General features: G+C 55.5%; 16 protein-coding genes and 1 other RNA gene. 12 read left to right on the forward strand and 5 right to left on the reverse strand.

Translation table 11 applies throughout. The features are described 5' to 3' along the window. Positions 1 to 66 precede the first annotated feature (66 nt). Complete coding sequence (locus tag AC6IZD_RS16230; RefSeq protein ID WP_497784495.1) at positions 67 to 1,638, reverse strand: Ig-like domain-containing protein; 1,572 nt, start codon at positions 1,636 to 1,638, stop codon at positions 67 to 69. 467 nt (positions 1,639 to 2,105) lie between these two features. Between AC6IZD_RS16230 and AC6IZD_RS16235 the strand changes: the two genes are divergently transcribed. From AC6IZD_RS16235 to nusB, 4 genes are all read left to right on the forward strand, one after another. Then, entirely contained in the window at positions 2,106 to 2,354 is a 249-nt protein-coding gene (locus AC6IZD_RS16235) for a hypothetical protein (RefSeq protein ID WP_497784496.1), read from the forward strand. Between the two features lie 155 nt (positions 2,355 to 2,509). Continuing rightward, positions 2,510 to 3,304, forward strand: a complete 795-nt coding sequence (locus AC6IZD_RS16240) for an enoyl-CoA hydratase-related protein (RefSeq protein ID WP_497784497.1) — start codon at positions 2,510 to 2,512, stop codon at positions 3,302 to 3,304. Positions 3,305 to 3,419: 115 nt separating this feature from the next. Continuing rightward, on the forward strand, positions 3,420 to 4,253 hold the full coding sequence (gene ribH / locus AC6IZD_RS16245; RefSeq protein WP_497784498.1) for a 6,7-dimethyl-8-ribityllumazine synthase: 834 nt from the start codon (positions 3,420 to 3,422) through the stop codon (positions 4,251 to 4,253). A 14-nt stretch (positions 4,254 to 4,267) separates the two neighbouring features. Further along, entirely contained in the window at positions 4,268 to 4,699 is a 432-nt protein-coding gene (gene nusB, locus AC6IZD_RS16250) for a transcription antitermination factor NusB (RefSeq protein WP_497784499.1), read from the forward strand. Between the two features lie 96 nt (positions 4,700 to 4,795). Here nusB and AC6IZD_RS16255 read toward each other — a convergent pair whose 3' ends face one another. Further along, positions 4,796 to 5,176: a VOC family protein gene (locus AC6IZD_RS16255; protein WP_497784500.1), complete on the reverse strand. Its 381-nt coding sequence runs from the start codon at positions 5,174 to 5,176 to the stop codon at positions 4,796 to 4,798. A 317-nt stretch (positions 5,177 to 5,493) separates the two neighbouring features. Here AC6IZD_RS16255 and AC6IZD_RS16260 point away from each other — a divergent pair, with 317 nt between their 5' ends. From AC6IZD_RS16260 to AC6IZD_RS16285, 6 genes are all read left to right on the forward strand, one after another. Next, entirely contained in the window at positions 5,494 to 6,222 is a 729-nt protein-coding gene (locus AC6IZD_RS16260) for a polysaccharide deacetylase family protein (protein WP_497784501.1), read from the forward strand. Positions 6,223 to 6,419: 197 nt separating this feature from the next. Next, positions 6,420 to 7,952 carry a 2-isopropylmalate synthase gene (locus AC6IZD_RS16265; RefSeq protein ID WP_497784502.1) on the forward strand — a complete coding sequence of 511 codons (1,533 nt, stop codon included), beginning with the start codon at positions 6,420 to 6,422 and terminating at the stop codon, positions 7,950 to 7,952. Between the two features lie 239 nt (positions 7,953 to 8,191). Next, positions 8,192 to 8,773 carry a hypothetical protein gene (locus AC6IZD_RS16270; RefSeq protein ID WP_497784503.1) on the forward strand — a complete coding sequence of 194 codons (582 nt, stop codon included), beginning with the start codon at positions 8,192 to 8,194 and terminating at the stop codon, positions 8,771 to 8,773. 39 nt (positions 8,774 to 8,812) lie between these two features. Continuing rightward, positions 8,813 to 9,346 carry a hypothetical protein gene (locus AC6IZD_RS16275; protein ID WP_497784504.1) on the forward strand — a complete coding sequence of 178 codons (534 nt, stop codon included), beginning with the start codon at positions 8,813 to 8,815 and terminating at the stop codon, positions 9,344 to 9,346. A 111-nt stretch (positions 9,347 to 9,457) separates the two neighbouring features. Then, positions 9,458 to 9,881, forward strand: an RNA gene (rnpB, locus tag AC6IZD_RS16280) — RNase P RNA component class A. Between the two features lie 782 nt (positions 9,882 to 10,663). Further along, on the forward strand, positions 10,664 to 11,854 hold the full coding sequence (locus AC6IZD_RS16285) for an alpha/beta hydrolase family protein (protein ID WP_497784506.1): 1,191 nt from the start codon (positions 10,664 to 10,666) through the stop codon (positions 11,852 to 11,854). Between the two features lie 200 nt (positions 11,855 to 12,054). On the opposite strand, the gene AC6IZD_RS16290 is transcribed toward AC6IZD_RS16285, so the two are convergent. The 3 genes from AC6IZD_RS16290 to AC6IZD_RS16300 form a co-directional block, all read right to left on the reverse strand. Continuing rightward, positions 12,055 to 12,642 carry a hypothetical protein gene (locus AC6IZD_RS16290; RefSeq protein WP_497784507.1) on the reverse strand — a complete coding sequence of 196 codons (588 nt, stop codon included), beginning with the start codon at positions 12,640 to 12,642 and terminating at the stop codon, positions 12,055 to 12,057. Positions 12,643 to 12,752: 110 nt separating this feature from the next. Next, the gene (locus AC6IZD_RS16295) at positions 12,753 to 13,097 is read right to left on the reverse strand and encodes a hypothetical protein (RefSeq protein WP_497784508.1); all 345 of its coding nucleotides are present in this window, start codon (positions 13,095 to 13,097) and stop codon (positions 12,753 to 12,755) included. A 168-nt stretch (positions 13,098 to 13,265) separates the two neighbouring features. Continuing rightward, the gene (locus tag AC6IZD_RS16300) at positions 13,266 to 15,329 is read right to left on the reverse strand and encodes a sigma 54-interacting transcriptional regulator (protein WP_497784509.1); all 2,064 of its coding nucleotides are present in this window, start codon (positions 15,327 to 15,329) and stop codon (positions 13,266 to 13,268) included. A 97-nt stretch (positions 15,330 to 15,426) separates the two neighbouring features. Between AC6IZD_RS16300 and AC6IZD_RS16305 the strand changes: the two genes are divergently transcribed. Further along, positions 15,427 to 15,852, forward strand: a complete 426-nt coding sequence (locus AC6IZD_RS16305; protein WP_497784510.1) for a nucleoside deaminase — start codon at positions 15,427 to 15,429, stop codon at positions 15,850 to 15,852. 228 nt (positions 15,853 to 16,080) lie between these two features. Next, the gene (locus tag AC6IZD_RS16310) at positions 16,081 to 18,186 is read left to right on the forward strand and encodes a YncE family protein (protein WP_497784511.1); all 2,106 of its coding nucleotides are present in this window, start codon (positions 16,081 to 16,083) and stop codon (positions 18,184 to 18,186) included. Positions 18,187 to 18,241 lie beyond the last annotated feature (55 nt).

Here is an 18,241-nt window from a genome sequence, read left to right on the forward strand (position 1 = left end):
CTCAAAGCAACATAAAAAGAGGGGCGAGTTAATCGCCCCTTCAGGTTTTGTTGCAGTTACCGCTTGTTACTTCACGGTGATACTGAGGCTCGTCTTGTAGATCGCACCTTTGCTGTCCCAAGCCTGCACGGTGACTGCGCGCGTGCCGGTGCTCAGCGTCAGGCTAGTGTTGAGGCTCGCCGTATAGGTTAGATATTTGCTCACACCATCCACGTAGATCCGCATGGAGGTGATCGGATTTGCAGACCTTGCGGTTGCGGTGAAGTTCACGGCTCCGCTTACGGTTGCATTCGGTGTGGGAGAGGTCACGGTGACGCCGTAGCTGCTACTTGTGGTTGTGCTTGTGGTGGGCGGATTCACACCGATGTTAAGCGGTACGGCGCCGGTCATGTGATTCTTCATGAAGGGCTTCCCTACTGCTTTGACGAACACCTTGTAGCTTCCGGAAGCCAGGGCGAAACCGCTGAAGTCATACGAGGTCTGTGTGACGGGCACGTCTGCAACCTTCATCAGATTGGTGCCATCGGTTGAAACGAAGACACGGTAGTAGCTGAGAGTGTTGCTGTTGCCGCTGATACTCCAGGAGACCTTGGATCCCGAAGACGAACCGCTGATGCTGACGCAGTTGTCGATGCCGCTCTCGAGTTCCGTTCCCTCTTCGTAGTCGTTCCAGGTGGCGAGTTGAACGGCGAACATCTGACGAGCCGAAGAGTAGTACTTCGCCATCTGGGCAAAACCGTTCAGGAAGGTCTGACCGCAGTTCTGATACATCACGCGGTTGGCGCTCCAAGCTGCGAGTTTGTCGTTGAAGCCCTTGTAAAGAGTGCCGTAGGCGAGGTCAGGCAGGTTGTTGACGGCGGTGTTGTAAAAGTTCTGGAGATAACCACTGCCGATGTCCGAAGGATTGGAAGCATTCGGGGAAACCCATGCGAAGGCGCCGCCAAAGGCCGAGTTGGTGAAGGCACTGGCATTGCGCTGGATGAAGATGGGATTTCCGGGAACGCTCGACTTCACACGCGCCCAGTCGATTGAATACCTCTCGACTCCGAAGAAGAAGACGACGGGACGACCGTTGTAACGGATGTAGGTGGAAGAGGTTTCGAAATTGTTGTAGGCGTACGTCAGATCCGAAATCATCTGGGTGGTGACGTTGCAACCATAGGTGGCGGCGCAAGCCTTCAACGCACCCACATCTTCCATGATGGCGAACTGGAATCCGCTGCGCTTCTCGGCTTCGGCGCGCAGCAACTTCGTTGCGCCATTGACGCGGGTGTTACCAGGGCCATACCAATCAACGATGGCACCATCGAGTCCGCGGCTGGCCATATCGGCAACCTGCTTGGCGACCTGGGTGGAGTTGTTGGACTCGTAGCCGACGTTCATGTGGCTGGTGCTGCCAAACCATGCCATCAGGTGGGCGTAAACCTTGCCGTTAAATCCGGGATAGAAAAGCGACTTGATGGAAACTTTGCTGACATTGGTGGCGCCAATGTTGCCGTTCGATTGCGTCTGGAAGGTTGAAGCCGCGCTGGTGTTATTGCTGGTTTCGGCGGCAAGAGTTGTGTTTGGCACCACGGGGGTGCTGGCGGAAAGCAAGGACGAGGTTGCGAGGACTAGCGTCAATACGAATCGTTTCATTAATACTTCCCCTCAAGGCCCAAGCATTTGCTTCGTGACGAAGTGGCACTTGCTCACGAAACCGCGATCCAGCTCAGAACTCGGTACTGCAGAAAATCGGTACTGCAGATGAATTGGTATTTTTGGACTGACTGGAGGGTAAGCTGTGCAGGGCGTAACTGCTGTTCGCTGAAAGCCTAAGGGGACGCTGTTTTTCTGCCCGATTACCTAAGCTGCTCGACCTCAGGGGGGTGCAGGCAGATAGGTAATTAAGAGGTGAATACAAGGCGAAGGATCGGGAATCTACACTAGTGCGTTTTGCGGAATCAGCAGGTTGCGACTATAGTTTTGCTGGTCGGCCCTAAGAGTCTGACTCGAGGTTGTACGGAATGGGGTCCGGGCATTTTGTCCCTCAGGGCTTCCATTGGACGCCGCACCTCATCCATAGATTTCTCAGCGCCAAGCGAGATTACAAGCAGAGGAGATTCATGTCCGAACCAAATCCCGAATCAGTGCAAAAGATTCCTTTGCCGATTAGCAAGGAACTCCGCACGCTTGCGCATGACCTCAGCAACTCCATCGAAACCATCATGCAGGCCACGTACCTCCTCAGTCAGGCCAAATTCGATGACACTAATAAGAAGTGGATCGACCTCATTGACCAAGCAACGCGTGATGCCGCCAAGATTAATCGTGAGATACGCGATGTGCTGCGTACGCGCAGTGAAGAATCCTAAGCCGTAAAACTCCGCCTAATAGAAGTCCGATACCCAGGATTGCGTCTGCAGTCGCGGTCGCAACCTGGGTCACGACTCACATTTCCCTTCCCGCCAGCCGGATTGTCTGCATCATCTTCCATTGGTACACTCGTGGGTCATTCAGGAGAACGTCTATGCCTGCGTTGCCGCCATTTGAAAATCTCCGGTACGAAAAAAGAAGTCAGATAGCATTCATCACCATTGCGCGCCCGAAGGTGCTGAACGCCCTGAACAACGCCACACTTCGCGAACTAATGCTGGCCTTCCAGTCGGTTCGCGACGATGACGATGTGCGGGTAGCGATTATCACGGGCGAAGGGGACAAAGCTTTTGTCGCGGGTGCCGACATCGCCGAACTCGCCAAGTTGAACGCAACCGAAGGCGAAATGTTGGCGCAGCGCGGTCAGGCTGTGTTTTCGCTAATCGAAAACTGTGGCAAGCCAGTGATCGCGGCAGTGAACGGTTTTGCTTTGGGCGGAGGCTGCGAACTGGCACTCGCCTGCACGATTCGCGTTGCCTCGGAAAATGCACGATTCGGACAACCAGAAATCAAGCTAGGTCTGATTCCCGGTTATGGTGGATCGCAGCGCCTGCCCAGGCTGGTTGGAAAAGGCGTGGCGCTCCACATCGTCTTGACTGGCGAGATGCTGCGGGCGGAGGAAGCGTATCGGATCGGGTTGGTGAACGCAGTTCTGCCAGCTGCCGAATTGCTGACTCATGCCGAAGCTTTGGCCCATCGCATCATTGCCAATGCGCCGCTGGCGACCCGATACTGCTTGGAAGCGGTGAACAGGGGCATGGAGATGCCACTCCGCGAAGCATTGTCTTATGAAGCTTCGCTGTTTGGTCTGTGCTGCGCCACCGAGGACAAGAACGAGGGAACGCGGGCGTTTCTCGAAAAGCGCGCGCCTCAATTCAAGAGCGCTTAATAGCCGAATGGGTGAGCACGTCTCGGATGAGCACCAGGTTCAGATTCGGTCATGTAACGCGTGACTGCCGCCCTTGGTGCTCCTGAGGAGCCGGTACTGTGATAAAAAAGAGGATGTGATTCGCTCATTTCATCGCTTAATGCTGCCTGCCTCGGACGAGGACTTCCGCTCGCTCGAAGAGTTCTTTTCCGCACTGGGCTTCGCTCCAGGCGAGTCCTGGAATGGACGCCGCTCCCAAGGACGCAAATTCGAAGCTTTTGAATCGGGTGTCGAACTGGCGATAGGCCAGGATATGCCTCCGGCCGAACTCGTGGTTGAGGTCGACAACGCCGATATCGTCGCTGAAGCTGCGCGTGCGAAGGGCTATAAGTTCGTTCAGGAAATTGCGGATCACGATTGGGGCGCGCGCGTGTTCGTGCTGGAAATCCCAGCAGGTTTCGGGCGACTAGCTGTTTTCAGCTACAACGAGAATTGGCGACAGCCGACAAAAGAATCGCAACTGGACGCGACGGGCATGAAGTTCGCCGTGATTGTCTCGCGATTCAATGCTTTTATCACCGAGCGACTGCTGAGCGGTGCGACTGACGCACTTCGGCGCACCGGTGCCGTCGCATCTGATATCGAGATCATTCGCGTTCCGGGAGCATTCGAAATCCCTGCCACGGCCAAAATGCTGGCCGAAACTGGAAAGTATGACGCCCTGGTCGGTATCGGCTGCCTGCTTCGTGGAGACACCGCGCACTACGATGTAATCGTGAACGAAGTGACGCGCGGCATTGGCGAGGTCACGCTTGCAACAGGTGTTCCGATCGGCTTTGGCGTGCTCACTTGCGACACTCTCGAACAGGCCATCGATCGCGCAGGATTGAAAATGGGCAACAAGGGTTTTGAGGCTGCATTGGCCGCCCTGGAATTGGCTGCACTGAAGCGCACGCTCCAGAACAAGTAACAACAGAAGGAATCATGGGTACAAGACGTAAATCACGCGAACTGGCGCTGCAAATGCTGTTCCAGGCTGATATGGGTAAGCAGTCGGTCGAACACGTGCGCAAAACTTTTTGGGCCGAGCGCCGCGACCTCGAAGACAGCGTCCGCAATTTTGCGGACGACATTTTCCGGGTTGCCATGGAGCGCTATGACGAGATCAGCCAGTTGCTCGAAGGTCACACCGAGCACTGGCGGCTGGAGCGCATGGCGGCCGTGGATCGCAACATCCTACGCGCAGGAGTGGCGGAATTCCTTGGATTCCCGAAAACTCCGCGCCCGGTAATTATCAACGAAGCGCTGGAAATCGCACGCAGATTCTCCACCCCTGAGTCGGTGCAGTTTATCAATGGCGTGCTCGACTCGGTCGCCCGCAAGCTGGAACCCCAGACAGCAGCGACGAAGAAGTAATATCCGCTGCCGCTCCTGTCTTTCGCTCATATCAACAAGCACTCAGATACTCCACATATGCCCGAGCGGCATATGTGGATTGAGTTGCCACCTGCCTTAGTAGTTTGAGATTTCAACCAAATTCTTGTCGGGGTCGCGAAGATAGATGGAACGCATTCTACCCATCGCTCCGTTGCGCTCCACGGGACCATCCTCGATGCGAATCTTTTGTTCGTTGAGTTCGCGAATTACTTCATCAAGAGGAGTCGAGGTAATCAAGCAGATGTCGCCTGCTCCGCTAGTGGGATGGGCCGCCTTGGGGTTGACCTCGTGCCCGCGCTGCTGAAGCTTGATCATCTGCTCGCCGAAGGCAAGGGCCTTGCGGCCATCTACGGTTGATAACTCCATGCCAAGCACTTCCGTGTAAAAGTCAACGGCGGCATCCAGGTTGGCGACGGTGAGAACCAAATGATCGAGCGAATCTATGGTGATGGCCATGTCAGACGGATCATACTCGCACCTGTGCCGCCTCGCTCACAATCTTTTGCATAGAAGCCTTTGCGGATGGATGACGACATCGCGGTGCGTGAGCTATCCCATTTCTGGGTGGTGTATTAGGAATTCGATTCCCAGAGTTGGAAAATCGCCAACAGATGGGCCACCCTGTCGCGGGGAGACCGTAATTGTGGAACTTGGCTCTGATAGAGCGTAAAGTGCTGGCTGTGGTGATCGAACGAAAACTGCGAAAGATGATTACTGAACCTCGCGCACGTGTTCTCCTGCTTTGCCTTCTCCTGCTTCTGTGTCAATCGGTCTTGGCTTCAGAAAAGGCTCCGGATTCTGCTCCCTTTCGCTGGGATCAAGGTGCGATTGTTCGCGGCGATGTGTCGCAAAAACGTATTGCCCTGGTATTCACTGGCGGCGATTACGGCGAAGGTACGGACGCAATACTCACTACGCTCAAGCAGTTTCAGATTAAGGCAGGCTTCTTCGTGACCGGCGGGTATTTGCAGCACGAAGGACGTGGGGACCTGCTGCGGCGCGCGTTGCGCGATGGTCACTATGTCGGGCCCCATTCGGACCAGCATCCGCTCTACTGCTCATGGGAGGATCGGGGGAAAACTCTGATCACCCGAGAACAGTTTGAGAACGACCTGAAGAAGAACATCAACGATTTGAAAAAGCTTGGCGCGCTTTCTTCCGGGCCAGTCTATTTCATTCCGCCTTACGAGTGGTTCAACGCCGAACAGGCGGAATGGGCACGGCAGATGGAGGTGCGGATGTTCAACTTCTCTCCGGGGTCTGGCTCCAACCGTGATTACATGCCGGAGAGCGACCCTCGGTTCGTGTCGTCGCAGAAGATTGCGGAAGGCATCCTGGAGTACGAGAAAAAGGACCCGAACGGGCTGAACGGGTACATTCTGCTTTTGCACCTTGGGGCCGATCGCAACGACAAAATGTTCCGCCAACTCGGGCCTTTGCTCACCACGCTGAAAGAGCGAGGATACACGTTCGTCCGAATAGACGAACTACTGCACAAATGAACGTCGCGAAACAGGAACCATTTCGGAAGCAGTAGTTTTTCGAGATCCGGCAGGTTTCGCCGATTGTTCCGGGGCAAACTGATCCATCCATTCGAACGGCTTATAGTGCCGGGACTAATCTGCTCCTGCTGTATGCTGGAACGGTAAGGCTTCCCTCCGTCAGCATATCCAACAACATTCAATTGAGGAACGCGGGAATGAAAATTACTTCGAAGATAGCTGTATTTGACACCACATTGAGAGATGGCGAACAAGCAGCAGGAACACGGCTCGGCAGTCGCGACAAGATGACGCTTGCCCGCCAGCTTGCACGCCTCAAAGTGGACATCATCGAAGCTGGGTTTCCGGCGTCCTCGCCTGAGGATTTCGACGCGGTAAAGAAGATCGCGCAGGAGATCGAGGGTCCAACGATCTGCGCATTGTCGCGCGCAGTGGAAGCAGACATTGAGGCCTGCGGCAAAGCATTGGCCAAGGCGTCGAAGCCGCGTATCCATACGGGTATCGGCGTTTCAGACATTCACATCATGGGCAAGTTTCGCGACGATCGCTATGGCAAAACGCTTGAAGCCAAGAAGGCGAAGCTGATCATGCTGGCAGTGGATGCGGTGAAGCGCGCAAAGAACCTGGTGAAGGATGTCCAGTTCTATGCCGAAGACGCAGGGCGAGCGGAGCCAACCTATCTTCACCGGATGCTCGAAGCAGTGATCGACGCCGGCGCGACGGTGGTGAACATTCCCGACACCACGGGCTACACTGTGCCGGAGCAGTACGGGGCCCTGATTGCTGGTATTCGCGACAACGTGCCGAATATCGCGAAAGCGACAATCAGCGTGCACTGCCATGACGATCTCGGACTGGCGGTGGCGAACTCGCTGGCCGGTATTCGCAACGGCGCACGACAGGTAGAGGGCACGATCAACGGCATTGGCGAGCGGGCGGGAAATGCGGCGCTGGAAGAAGTGGTGATGGGCATCCGAACTCGCGCCGACTACTACGGACTGAGCACAGGAGTAGAGCCGAAAGAGTTTTACCGCACGAGCCGCATGGTTTCAGACATGCTCGGCATGCCTGTGCCAGCGAACAAAGCCGTGATTGGGGCAAATGCTTTTTCGCACAGCTCGGGCATTCACGTCGACGGGTTCCTGAAAGATCGCGAGACGTACGAGATCATGCGCCCGGTAGATGTGGGATTTGAGGACAGCAAAGTCGTGCTGACGGCCCGCACGGGACGACACGGCCTGCGCTCGCGTCTGGAGAAGCTTGGGTATGAGCTTTCGCGGACAGAGATGGAAACGATGTATCAGCGCTTCTTGACCGTCGCGGACAAAAAACAGGAAGTGCTGGATGAAGATCTCGTCGCACTGATTCACGACGAGCTTCCTCCGACGGAGCAGGCACTGAAGTTGGAATATCTACACAGCTACAGCGGGACCGCAGCGATTCCAACGGCGACAGTGCGTTTGCTGATCAAAGGCAAAACACACGAGGGCGCAGCGATCGGCGATGGGCCGGTCGATGCTGTTTACAGGGCGATCTCTGTGGTGACCGGAACAAAGGCGAAGCTCGTGCGATACGACATTCGGGCTGTAACTTCGGGAACGGAAGCCGTTGGTGAAGTGACGGTTCATCTAGAGATGGACGGTCGTCGCGCGATGGGCCGCGGAGCCTCGACCGACATCATTGAAGCCAGCGCTAAGGCTTATGTGGATGGACTGAATCGATTAGGGTGATGAACACCTTTGCATGACCGAGGCCCGCATCAGCAGATGTGGGCTTTGCTGTTTGCGCGATATTTGGTTGCACTCGCTACTACATTCGTAATTTGAATTCGTAGCACTACATTCCGCACCACTGCAATGTTGCCTGTCGATAGGCCACCTGAGAGCGTGCGTCCGAATCCCATTCACTAGCCAGCGGAAAGCAAAACTCAGCTTGTGGAGAATTCTCCGAAGGAGAATGGGGAAGGCCCATGAACCTCTCTCAAATTGATCCGAAGTATATCGTGCTCGCGGCGGTAGTGATCGTCGCGATTATTGTTTTGGCGGCGATCTACGCACGGGATCGAGCCAGAAACCGCGCCAGACTTCGCGAGCGCTTCGGGCCCGAATACAGCCGGACCGTGCGCGAAGAAGGCTCTGAGCGTCGGGCCGAAGCACAGCTTGCGCAGCGTGCACAGCGGGTTGAAAAGCTCAGCATTCGCGAACTCAATCCGATGGAACGCGACAGGTTCATCAATCAATGGAACGCGTTGCAACTCCGGTTTGTCGATTCACCTAAGGGAGCAGTGGCCGAAGCTGATGACCTGATCGGCCTGGTAATGCAGACGCGCGGGTATCCCGTGAGCGACTTCGAGCAGCGTGCTGCTGACATTTCGGTGGACCATCCGATCGTGGTTGAGAACTATCGCGCGGCTCACGCCATTGCAAACCGTGTGCGCAACAACGAGGCAGGAACCGAAGACCTGCGCAAGGCGATGATCCACTACCGTACGCTTTTCGAAGACATGGTGAGCGTACCGACCACAGGACAGAGCAATCGCGAAGTAGCGTAACCGCTACGAACAGACCAACGACAGGGACGAGGAATATCCATGGCACAATCCAACATACAGAAGCGCGAAATCACCACGGCCGAACTGGCCGGCTATCCGGTCAAGGAAACCGCCGATCCACAGGGAGGTCCCCGGCTGGTGAACAGGGAGGCTGAGGGTGAAGCGCAGATGCAAAACGCAAAGCAGGACATGCGGGAGCGCGTGCAGGATGAACGAGTGCGCGAGCACGAGGTAGCTGCCGCAAATGTCAGAACTCAAGACAACCGCGTGCAGCAGACGAACGTTCGTCCGAATGCTTCGAGCCCGATGCCACTGTTCTCGGAAACTGAGATGAACAACTTCCGCTCACAGTGGATCAGGGTGCAGACCGGGTTCGTCGACGAGCCGCGACGTACGGTGCAAGACGCCGACCAGCTTGTGGCTACCGTAATGCAACGCTTGGCGCAAGGCTTTGCCAACGAACGATCCACGCTTGAAAAGCAATGGGATCACGGCGATAACGTCTCGACCGAGGACCTACGTCTGGCGCTACAGCGCTACAGATCGTTCTTCGACCGCCTCTTGAGCATCTAGGCGCATGAACATGGGCCACTGAAAAGTGGCCCATTCGCTTGCCTAAAAAAGCCAGGGCGACCAAGGATCGCAAGAAGCCTCTGCTCCCCCTGTATAATCAAACGAAGTTAGCGTTGGGATCGGGTGATCGCCGCCCGTACGGCTTACGTCGGCTTTGGCTGGACAGTGTCGCGCGGGGGGAGGAAAGTCCGAACTCCATAGAGCAGTGTGCCGGATAACGTCCGGGAGCTTGGCTTCAAGGCCATTCGACGGAAAGTGCCACAGAGAAGATACCGCCTCTCGCGAGGTAAGGGTGAAAAGGTGCGGTAAGAGCGCACCGGGCGTTCAGTAATGAACGTTGCATGGCAAACCCCACACGGAGCAAGACCAAATAGGGACGGAGTGATCAGGTGCGCAAGCGCCTGATCTGCGAGCCGGCTCGGTTCGCCAAACGTTCGGGTAGGTTGCTTGAGTGCCGCGGTAACGCGTCGCCTAGATGAATGATCGCCACGGCAGCAATGCCGTACAGAATTCGGCTTACAGATCCCAACGCTACACTCCTTCCTGCCGCCCAGATGCGGCTCAGCTTTACATCGGACAAAGCGCAATAAAATGGGCGACGCATGATTCACGCCGCCCATCTGTAATCTGCCCGTCAACGAATTAGCTGAGGTTACTGAGGCTGGTTGGTGTTCCCGCTGTTACCTGATGTACCGGAGCTTTGGCTGTTGCTCGTGTCGCTGCTGCTGCTCGAATGCTTCTTGTGCTTCTTGTGATGACGGCTGCTGCCGCTGGAGGAGCCACCGGAGCCCGAGCTCATATCACCACTGGTGCTACCACTCTGTCCGGAGCTCATGGAACCCGGGTTTTGCTGGCTATCGCTTTGCCCAGAGCTCATTGAGCCCTGATTGCTGCCACTTTGACCCTGGCTACCCGAGCTCTGGCCGTAGCTTCCCGAACCTTGGTTCGAGCCCTGTCCTGAGCTAGTTGATCCCTGATTGCTTGAGCTCCCACTCTGCGATCCCATGGAGGATGAGCTTCCGCTTGTGTCCGTGCTGCTAGAACTGCCTGTCTGTGCGAACAGAACCGCAGTGGACAGAAGCAAGCTGCCTCCTAAGAGCAATACCTTCTTGTGCATTATTCGAACCTCCCGCAGTTCAGATGCGCACGTTGGAGCCCGGTGCGTTGCGTCATAATGCGCCCAAATTCCAGCGGGCCCATGTACTGGAAATCCATTAACCTCGTCTGCTTCGCTTTTCAGCTCGCAATGTTTTCCTCTGGATGCGGTTGTGTCGAGCCGCGTTTTCAAGGATTGATAGAATCTCTGTACGAACAACTATGATTCGCTCTCGATACGCACGCTGGATGAACAACTGGGAGTTCCGCTTGGAGACCCGCGACAACAATCGCGTGGTGCGTCCATTTGAATGGGGTCTGGATTGGACCGAAGATTTCCCTGGCAGTGATCCTGCCGTGGCAAATGCATCGCCTGAGGAACAGAAGCAGCATTTCTTTGCCTTGAACGACCAGCTTGTCGCCAGCAGCGATGAGTTTTTCGGCTACAAGACTCCGACGGATTTTCGGCTTGAGGAGCGCCCTATCCGCGTTCACGGAACGGGCAGCAACGCTAATCCGGAAGTGGACGACGCAAAGTATGCAGGGCAGTTTGGGACCTTCTTGCGCTTCACTTCGCCGGTACGCTCGCCTTACCAAGAGAATAACCTGGCGAACGCACGCTGGTTTCCCGTCCCACAGCGAGAAGGAAAGCCGAAGCGAGTGATGATCATCATTCCGCAGTGGAATGGGGATGCTATCAGTCACAACGCATTCGCTCGTCTGTTCAGGATGCTAGGTATCTCGACGTTGCGGATCAGCATGCCGTATCACGATATTCGCATGCCGGCCGAGCTTCACCGCGCAGACTACTCGGTGAGCGCGAACATTGGACGCACAATTCACGCTGCGCATCAGGGCATCATTGACATTCGCTGCTGTGTGGATTGGCTGGAACAGCAAGGCTATACGGAGTTCGGAGTACTCGGCACGAGCCTGGGATCATGCTACGCGTTTATTGCGAGCGCGCATGACAGGCGATTGCGTGTGAACGTCTTCAACCACGCATCGACTTACTTTGGCGATGTGGTGTGGACCGGATTCTCGACGCGCCATGTGCGCCAGGGCATTGAAGAAGTTCTCAATGCAGACGAGCTTCGGCACGCACTGGATTGCGTGAGCCCCATGAACTACTTCGATAAGTTCGAACGCTGGCCCAAACAGGTATTGATGATTCACACCAAGTACGACCGAACGTTCTTGCCCGAGTTCAGCCAGAGAATTGCTGACGAATTTCGCAGTCGCAATCTCGAAGCGCAAATCAAGTGCTTGCCATGCGGGCACTACACGCTCGGCGAGTCGCCTTACAAGTACATGGATGGATATCTGGTGACCCGCTTCGTCGCAGGCGCATTCAACCGTGCTTACGCCAAGGGTGAAGCGGTTGAGACGGAGACGCTGGAAGTTACTTCGTAGGGCAACTTCGAAATCCAGACGCTACTTTCGAATTTTCTGGAGCCAGAGAAGATCGGCGCATATAAGAACAGTTGCTCGTCCCCCCAAAAAAGGGCGCGTTGCGGCCACGCTTCGCGCCCTATGCTTTCTCAAAACAATCCACACTCAGACCTGTGCTTGCAGTTCCCGCGTGTACTGACGAGGAAGAGTGCGCATATTGCTTAATGCGACTGAGCCATCAGCACAGTGCCATTGAAGCTGGACCATTCATGCGTGAGTCCGTCAACCCATTGAATGGCCCTGCAATAGGCAGCGTTAATTACATCGCGCCGCAACTGCAACAGGCGCACGCAGTCGGATGTAGAACCAGATTGCACTCCGCGAAGCACGAGCGCAGTACGAGCAATGATGTCGATCTCCGCGATCACCTTTTCGGGCGAAAGCTGTCGCAGAAATGTCACTTGCTCGCGAGAAAGCGGATCGTGTCCGGCGTGGGTACACGGAACAGCGGAATAACTTTCGGCCGCGATTTGTATTTCGTCGCGAACCTCCTCTACAGACGCTCGCGCTGTTGCGGAATTTGCCCACTGGATCAGCCAGTCGTGAAAGACGGCATTCGAGCTATTGGAGAGCTCGGACGCATTTACAACTGCTCTTTCAGCGGCCTCTGATGACCCTGTGATCAACAACGCCATCCAGCACAGGCGATCGTGTTCTGTAGCTATGATCGCCTTCTTCTGCTCGGTTGTGGCGTACCGAACATCTCGTTGGATTTCTTCTTTGCGCTTTCCGAGACAAAACAAAGTCATACAGCAATCTTCTCCAATAAAATCAATGCCCAGATCACAACTGACCCGGGCATTGATTCCGGGGGAGGTTGTGCGAAGTCCGTGCGCGACGATGTTTCGCCGGCTTGTGCTCATTTGTTCCACGCCAGAACTCGAGCACCACGTGACGCTCTCGCCTGGCCAGGGGGGACGATCCGGTGGTGCCCCGGATCAAGGGCCAGATTCAAACGTTCACAGATGTCGAGTGCATACGAGTTCTGCGCTACGAACTTCGCTCCAATACCTCCCAACCAAGTCAAAACAGCCTCTCCCGTCGGATCGACGAAAGTCACCTCGGAAAGATCGACCAAAAGTTTGGGTAAAGTCGTACATCGGGTGACCAGGAGCTTTAGGTCTTCAGCGAATGACCCCACGAATCGACCTTCGATTGCCATCACCATTGTCCCGTCTGCTTCGCTGCATTCGACCCTCAACATGCTCCTGGCCACCTGACCTGTTCACTGCGGAATGATTGAATGCAGGTATCGTGCCAGTTTCAGACAGTGCGGAAAACGCGGCAAATGTGAGAATTACGAATGGAGCAGACTGCGATGCCTTGCCCAAATAACGGCAGTGCCTAAATGTGGTCAATCGATTCGGTTGGTCTATTCACCATTGGGGCGGGATATGCCAAGGCGACGCATTTTGTTCTGGAGAGTAGTGCGCTTGAGACCAAGCCGTTCGGCCGCACCACCCTTTCCGGAGATGCGTCCGGAGGAGGCTTGCAGTGCATCGAGGATCGCCTGACGTTCAGCGCTCTCAAAGGTGGTGCCCGCGCCAACGCTGGATACCGACGAACGCTTTAGCTCCTGCACAGGAACTTTCAATTCGTCGCCCTGAGTCAGGATGACCGCGCGCTCGATGAAGTTTTCGAGTTCGCGAACATTGCCGGGCCATGCGGCATTGGCCATGGCGTCCATTGCTTCGCGAGAGATGGTCTGGATGCGCTTCTGCATGCGCCTTGAGAGGCGTGAGACGAAGTAATGCACCAGCAGCGGAATGTCTTCGCGACGCTCGCGTAACGGTGGAATCTCGATGGGGAACACGTTGAGACGATAAAAGAGATCCTCGCGGAACTGATTGTTGCGGATCATAGCGCTGAGGTCGCGGTGAGTTGCTGCGATGAGCCGCACATCCACATGGATTGTTCTTGTGCTTCCGAGTCGTTCGAATTCCTGCTCCTGCAATGCACGAAGCAGCTTAGGCTGCAGTTCGAGAGCGATGTCGCCGATCTCGTCGAGGAATAAAGTGCCGTGATCGGCAATTTCGAAGCGGCCACGCTTCTGCATGAGAGCGCCAGTGAATGCGCCCTTCTCGTGACCGAAAAGCTCGCTCTCAACGAGCCCGGAAGGAATGGCGGCGCAATTGAGGCGAACGAATGTGCGTTCTTTCCGAGTGCTGAGGCTGTGAATGGCACGCGCAATCAACTCTTTGCCTGTGCCGGTTTCGCCATACAAAAGAACGGTTGAGCCAGTTGGCGCCACAATGGCGACCTGGTCGAGAACTCTGCGCAGGGCAGCGCTTTTGCCAACAATGTCTTCGAAATTGTATTCGGAACGAATTTCAGATTCGAGGTAGAGCCGCTCTTCTTCGAGGCGATCCTTGGTGGCATTAAGACGGCGATAGGCGAGAGCGTTGTCAACCGCTAGAGAAACCTGCGTGCCGATTTGTGCAAGAAGGTCCAAATCCTCCTGACCAAAGTGGTTTGGGCGACGACTTCCTAGACCAATCACTCCGAGCGGACCGTTCGAGGTTGCAAGCGGAGCTATAGCCAAGGTCTCGATTTCCTCTTCGCGCATCCGGTCTGAAATGGCGCACGGAAGAGTATCAATCTCCGGTCGACTCCAGAGCTCAGTGCGGCGAGCGTTCATCTTGTCAAGCTTCTCTGCGGTAAGCTCAGCGGCTGGAATATCAACCAGCGATCCCTTCCCGTCAGGAAAATCGAGCGCTACACATTCCAGTCGCTTTTGCGTTTTGTCTATCAACCAGAACGCGGCGAAGTCGTTGGCGAAAAACTTGCGAACAGAAGTTGAAACAGCGCGGAACAGCGAATCGAGGTCGAGATGAAGGACTGCGTGGTTGTTGATCTCAAGCAACAGTCGCAAGCGATCTCGCTCTTCGGCGAGTTGGCGCTGGTAGGATTCGGCAGCGTCGGTTGCCAAGGCGCTCTCAAGCGCAGTGGCCACGTGCGAGGCGACCGACTGCATCAGCTCAATGTTTTCGGCACTGACCTCGCCGCGGGACGAACTGGAGAAGGTGAGAGCTCCCAGCTTCCTTCGCGATGTAGCAATCGGAAAGATGTATCCGCTACTGAGGTTGGTGTGTCGTAACCGTGACTCGAATTCGGGGATGGTGCACATCTCCGCCCGAAGATCAGCTATGTAGATGGGCTTTTCTTGCTGGATTGCTCGTTCCAGGACCGTCCCGATATAAGAGAACTCCAGGCCGATCTCAACTGTTGGATCCTGCTGCACCCGGTCGAGCGCGCTGAGACGAATGGACTTTCCATCCTCGGTCAACAACAAAATGCTGATGGCATCGAATGAAATGATGGCGGACAGCAGGCGGCGCAGGCTTTGCAGCACAGCCTGCAGATTGGGCTGATGCGCGATTGCGCTCGATACCTGAAGTAATGCCCGGTACCGTCCGGTTTCCTGCCTGGTCTCCACGCCATTGCTCTGCATACGTCATTAAGCTAGCACTCCTGCTCACCACATGTCAGCCATGAGCTTTACTTACGCCATTTCTAAGCAATAATGGACAGCCATGAAAGACGTTTACCTGGAAACCGCGATCGAGGAGGCCCGCCTCGGTTTGCGCGAAGGAGGAATTCCGATTGGCTCGGTATTGGTGTATCAGAACCGCATCCTTGGGCGGGGACATAACAGGCGTGTGCAGCGAGGCAGCCCAATTTTGCATGGAGAGATGGACGCTCTGGACAATGCTGCACGCCAACCAGCAGCGGTGTATCGGGAGTCGGCGCTCTACACCACTTTGTCGCCATGCTCTATGTGCTCAGGAGCCATCCTGTTGTACGGTATCCCGAAGGTGGTGATTGGGGAGAATCAAACCTTTCTGGGCGATGAGGAACTTCTGCGTTCGCGCGGCGTGAAGGTTGAAGTCGTACAGAGCGATGAGTGCATTCGCCTGATGCAGGAGTTCATTCGATTGAATCCGACGTTATGGAACTAAGATATTGGGACGCTGTAGCAGTCATGCGTTCCGAAGTTTAATTTTCCTTAGGTGCAGCCTCTACCCTAAGCACCGCATCTACCCGCTCCAATACAGGACTGCTGGACAAGATTGCCCAGCAGCGCTCCTCTGCATTTTGACGCGCAATATTCGTCTTCGCCCTTCCAGCTTTTGGCTCAGATTGCGCTAATCAGTACAACAGCTCAGCCGCAAGGCATCAGAGGTTCCATGCGCAAACGATTGTTGCTCGGTTCGTTCGTGACCTTATTGGTCGCGTCACCCTGTCTGCTAAAAGCACAAACCAGTTGGAACGTTGGAGACGTGTTTATCGGAGCGGGCAGCAGTTACCAAGTGTGGCGCAACGGAAGCATGCTTGAAACGTTTGCCGCTGGATCCGGACAGGCGGGCGGCTGCGCGTTCGATTCGCAATTCAACCTCTATGCAACCAGCGGCGTAAGTTCCACCTCTGGGGCAGTGATCGAGTTCAGCGGCGCATCTCACGGCGCGGGCGCACCAACGATTATGGGGACTCTCAATGTACCGGTGTACGCCGAATCGCTGGTCTTCGACGCGAGCGGACACTTTTACGTAGGAAGTCCAAACAGCTCTGTGCTGCAGTTCACTCCCAATCTGCCACCTAACGGTCCAGGGGGCATTTCGTATCAGGGCCCTGTTGCGATCAGTGCGGCCGGAGTTGCAGACCAACTCGATTTGGCAACGGACCAGACTAGCCTATTCTTTGGTTCGAGTAGCGCCTTCCAAAAAAACACATCGACAAGCATCAACCGCGTGGACATGACGAACGTGAGCACTGAGTCGGTCGGCGCGACGGCGTCCGATACAGCGTGGTCGGTGAGACTGTTGCCAGCAGCAAACATAAATCCAACCACACACGCACCGCTGAATGGGATGTTGATAGCTCAGGACAGTGCGGTAGTCCGTTTGGATGCTTCCGGCAAAGTCGTAAACACATTCAGAATCTCGAAAACGAAGAGCCTCCGCTTCCTTGCGCTCGACCCGGACGGGGCCTCGTTCTGGGTGGCAGACGTAGGCAGTGCGAACGTCCTCCGTGTAAGTCTGTCGACCGGACAAACATTGACAACTATCAATCTAAGTTCCAAGCCTGTAATTGGCGGAGTTTGCGTACTTGGCAGTCAGCAGCTGAATATCGTCCCCCTAAGGTTTGCTGCTGGAAGTAACGTGGCTCGAGTGGCAAGCTTTGGAGATCCACAGATCGATGCGGCGACGCTGCAGCCTACGGTGGACAACACCGGACAAACACAGAGCACGAATTACCACACATGGTCGGCGACGATTGACTCCGTATCATCTCCGTACACTCTCGTTATCAGCGCAACAGGAGAAGGCCCCCAGCCAGCGCCGACCACTATCGAGAATGCAAGTTCTCCTCTCGGATATCTGAGCCGGTTTGACGAATACTTCTGCGGCCAAGGAGAGCCCGTATTTTCCGACTTCCCTTGCAGCAGCGTGTTTCCGAGTGGCGGACCAACTCTTGTGCCGATTCCGTACACGGATCAGACTGTCGGCAATTTCGGCATTCCGACGGTGACTGGAAGTGGCACGCATTTAGCGCAGGGCAACAGAGTGGTGTATCGTGTCGCAAATCCACCCGCGACGGGAAGTATCGTTACGGCGATTCACTTTCTGCAGCCTCCTGCATGCCCGGTAAATGGAACCTTGATTAGCCCAATCCTGACGGGAACGAGCAACACTGCAAACTGCTACGTCCCGGCGGCCTGTCCGTCAGGTAATTCGAACTTCTTCGTCAACAGCCCAAGATTCATACTGGACCCGAGCGAAGGTCCTCCGACTGATGCGGCAGCGAATCACCAGTTCGCGTTCGACACCACGGTCAACTATTTCCGCGACACTGGAATCTCGGGCGGGGGCGGTCGGAGCGATCACGCAGTGGCAGACCGCTGTCCATCCTCGAATGGCGGAGCATGCATCGCAAGCGCAACATTCAACAATCCACTTCCGAAGTCGACCTACAAGATTGGCTCGAACATCGCTGTGAAGGTCAGCGTTACCGACTGCACGGGCAGTGCGTTGCCGAACGCAAACGTCTCACCGAACGCGATGACCGTCTCCGTTACCGGACCGCAAGACCAGGTGGAAACTGCGACGGGACAGTCATTCCAGTTCTTCACGCAAAACGGAGGCGCGGGTGGCACTTACTCTGGGAACCTCGTCACCAATAATCTCGTGCCAGGCTTGACGACAATCTGCGTGACTTCTACGACAACGTCGAGCACTACAACGGGAGCGGGGCAGTTTGTACCTGTTTGTACGGCGGTAACCATGGTGAAGTAGTTTCGTCTAATTATGTTGGGAGCCGGAGCGAGTTGCTCCGGCTCTATTTTGTTCA

The sequence above is a fragment of the Koromonas humicola genome, from assembly GCF_059726255.1.

What these genes read in the sequence shown, in the direction of transcription:
- AC6IZD_RS16265 (WP_497784502.1), top strand. Translation starts at nt 6,420, where the DNA reads ATGAAAATTACTTCGAAGATAGCTGTATTTGACACCACATTGAGAGAT.
- AC6IZD_RS16235 (WP_497784496.1), top strand. Translation starts at nt 2,106, where the DNA reads ATGTCCGAACCAAATCCCGAATCAGTGCAAAAGATTCCTTTGCCGATT.
- AC6IZD_RS16290 (WP_497784507.1), bottom strand. Translation starts at nt 12,642, where the DNA reads ATGACTTTGTTTTGTCTCGGAAAGCGCAAAGAAGAAATCCAACGAGAT.
- AC6IZD_RS16270 (WP_497784503.1), top strand. Translation starts at nt 8,192, where the DNA reads ATGAACCTCTCTCAAATTGATCCGAAGTATATCGTGCTCGCGGCGGTA.
- AC6IZD_RS16240 (WP_497784497.1), top strand. Translation starts at nt 2,510, where the DNA reads ATGCCTGCGTTGCCGCCATTTGAAAATCTCCGGTACGAAAAAAGAAGT.
- AC6IZD_RS16230 (WP_497784495.1), bottom strand. Translation starts at nt 1,638, where the DNA reads ATGAAACGATTCGTATTGACGCTAGTCCTCGCAACCTCGTCCTTGCTT.
- AC6IZD_RS16305 (WP_497784510.1), top strand. Translation starts at nt 15,427, where the DNA reads ATGAAAGACGTTTACCTGGAAACCGCGATCGAGGAGGCCCGCCTCGGT.
- AC6IZD_RS16295 (WP_497784508.1), bottom strand. Translation starts at nt 13,097, where the DNA reads ATGTTGAGGGTCGAATGCAGCGAAGCAGACGGGACAATGGTGATGGCA.
- AC6IZD_RS16275 (WP_497784504.1), top strand. Translation starts at nt 8,813, where the DNA reads ATGGCACAATCCAACATACAGAAGCGCGAAATCACCACGGCCGAACTG.
- AC6IZD_RS16255 (WP_497784500.1), bottom strand. Translation starts at nt 5,176, where the DNA reads ATGGCCATCACCATAGATTCGCTCGATCATTTGGTTCTCACCGTCGCC.
- nusB (WP_497784499.1), top strand. Translation starts at nt 4,268, where the DNA reads ATGGGTACAAGACGTAAATCACGCGAACTGGCGCTGCAAATGCTGTTC.
- AC6IZD_RS16285 (WP_497784506.1), top strand. Translation starts at nt 10,664, where the DNA reads ATGATTCGCTCTCGATACGCACGCTGGATGAACAACTGGGAGTTCCGC.
- AC6IZD_RS16310 (WP_497784511.1), top strand. Translation starts at nt 16,081, where the DNA reads ATGCGCAAACGATTGTTGCTCGGTTCGTTCGTGACCTTATTGGTCGCG.